Here is a 2,358-nt window from a genome sequence, read left to right on the forward strand (position 1 = left end):
TTAATCGTTTAGGGGATGAAAAAGGGAGAGGTTCAAATGAAATGGTATTTATATACTCTCAAAAACTATGCGAAATTTAGTGGGAGAGCTACGAGAAAAGAGTACTGGATTTTTACTTTATTTAATAAGGTTACGTTTTGGTCATTAATATATTTGGCCTCTTATTCTTCGTCTGCCTTTTACTTAAGAGCCAATATTACCGTGCTATATATAACAATTTTTATCGTTCCTACTCTGGCAGTGGAAGCTCGTCGATTACATGATAGTGGAAAAACAGGATGGTGGCAGCTATTAAATTTGGTGCCATTTGGAGGAGCGGTTCTACTTGTGTTTTGTATCATTGAAAGTGATGAAGGTGAGAATAAGTATGGACCAAATCCACATTCAAATCTTAAACAAGCAATTTAATGTGTTTATAGAAAACTCTAATATAAAAGGTATGAACTAAAAGTTAGTTCATACCTTTTTTGTTGTATTATTCATAGAAGCCTCGTTCAGTAGTGAGCGCTTAAACTCAATATTTTGAGGTTTAACTGATCACTGCTTATGGGGAATATAAACATAATCGCTCTTGTAAATCTTTTAATATTTCTTCAGGCATTTCCCTAATTGTAATATCCTTCCCTAGAAAAAGCAGCCAATTTATTATTTCCGTCACTTCATCGGGATTGTTAACATTGATAAAAGTTTTTAAAATGGCTGTGGATTGGTAAGGATTAGTATAAGATATTGAAATTTTTAAAGGATGGTATTTTTTGAACTGGGCAATTGCTGTCGGACCAAGTTCAAGTACAAGGTTAATTGCTTCAGCCTTCTTACTTAGTTTTTCTAAAATCTTTTTCTTATTGAGCCTTTTATTCGTCGTGTATGGTTCGATATTGATGAGATCATCGACAGGAAACATTAACTTCTTTTCTTCTTTTAAGTCAAATCCTTCAATAATCCAATGGCTTTTTTCTTGATAAAGGTGTAATAGATAAATTGGATAAGACTTAATTTCTTCATCTTTTTTAATGGTAATCAATAAATGGTTATCCAAAAGAAGGATTTGAATGAGTTTTTCTAACATAGGATGGGGGAGATCAGAAAGCTCAAGTAGATCGGGATTATGAGGATTAGTTCCTTGGAACAGCAAGAGTTGATTTAAAAGAACAAGGTCATCCTGCTGGGTTTCTGAGATGAGTCCTAGTAGTTTTTCGGCTAAAGATTGACGACTCTTTAGGTAGGGAAGTTGTTGATTCCTCGTAGCCATAAAGGCAATAAAAAGAGCTTTCACTTCATTATCAGTAAAGCGAACAACGGGCAGGATAGAATTATGCATAACAAAATATCCACCCGTTCTCCCAACTTCAGCGACAAGTGGCATTCCCATAGCTTCAATTTCTCTAATGTCTCTAATAGCTGTCGATCGTGATATGTTAAATTCTCGTATGATTTCAGAAATTGTAAAGTGAGAGCGGTTGTTAATATATCGCATAATTGTATTGATCCGTTCAACTTTTTTCATTTTGGTCTCCTAAACAGTATCATTTTTTGACATGGTTTAAAGATATTATAAACGTATCAGATGAAAAGATAAATCGTTTGATTAATAAAAAAAGAGGCAGGTTTTGTATATGAAAAATTATACTATAGAAGAAAAAGATAGCTTTATTGTGTTAGGTATTGGAACTGAAATTAAGAGTGAGTACACAGACTTTGCTGGAATAAATAAAGAAAAGGAAGCCTTTTGGTCGGCTGTTAAAGAAGATGGAAGGCTGGACACTTTAAAAGCTTTAGCGACAAATGAATACATTTTTTCTGTGAGCGAAGCGGTGAATAACAAAATGATGTATTATGCGGGTGTCATGACAGAAGCACAAATAGAAGAAGAATCTAGAGTGATTCAGTTTCCGAGGGGAGAATACTTAGTAGTAAAAGGGGAAGACAAAACAGCTGAAGAGTTAAGTAATAAGTTGACTGGCATCGCCTTCGGTCAAGCTTTACCAGATGCAAATGAGTTTGCTTATGTTGGTGGACCAAATACGACGGTTGAGATGGGGAAAAGAAACGGCTTAGTGTTTGGTGAAATGTGGATTCCAGTTGTAAGGAAGTAAAGTGATAAAAGATACGAATATGGGAAGTAGAGGCTAACAATCTTGGATTGTTGGCCTTTTTAACATGAATATAATATTCATGTGTCTATTGTATTTTTTGCGGCAAGATTAAATAGCTTTTTTGTTACTTTACAATAAAGTATACTTAATATCAGTAATTCATATAATTAGGAGTGGTTTCTATATTTAGAGAAAATACAAAAAGGATACTTCTGTCATTAGTAACAAATCCAATACTAATAATTGTATACGGGATCTTTTG

General features: G+C 33.8%; 3 protein-coding genes. 2 read left to right on the forward strand and 1 reads right to left on the reverse strand.

The features are described 5' to 3' along the window. Positions 1 to 36: 36 nt before the first annotated feature. On the forward strand, positions 37 to 408 hold the full coding sequence (locus ACQGSG_RS28335) for a DUF805 domain-containing protein (RefSeq protein WP_000872435.1): 372 nt from the start codon (positions 37 to 39) through the stop codon (positions 406 to 408). Between the two features lie 136 nt (positions 409 to 544). On the opposite strand, the gene ACQGSG_RS28340 is transcribed toward ACQGSG_RS28335, so the two are convergent. Continuing rightward, a complete protein-coding gene (locus tag ACQGSG_RS28340; protein ID WP_016111509.1) occupies positions 545 to 1,507 on the reverse strand; it encodes a helix-turn-helix transcriptional regulator in 963 nt (320 codons plus the stop codon). 109 nt (positions 1,508 to 1,616) lie between these two features. Between ACQGSG_RS28340 and ACQGSG_RS28345 the strand changes: the two genes are divergently transcribed. Further along, on the forward strand, positions 1,617 to 2,096 hold the full coding sequence (locus tag ACQGSG_RS28345) for a GyrI-like domain-containing protein (RefSeq protein ID WP_000801032.1): 480 nt from the start codon (positions 1,617 to 1,619) through the stop codon (positions 2,094 to 2,096). Positions 2,097 to 2,358 lie beyond the last annotated feature (262 nt).

This window comes from Bacillus sp. GMa5/1 (assembly GCF_050172015.1).
GTDB classification, from domain to species: domain Bacteria; phylum Bacillota; class Bacilli; order Bacillales; family Bacillaceae_G; genus Bacillus_A; species Bacillus_A cereus.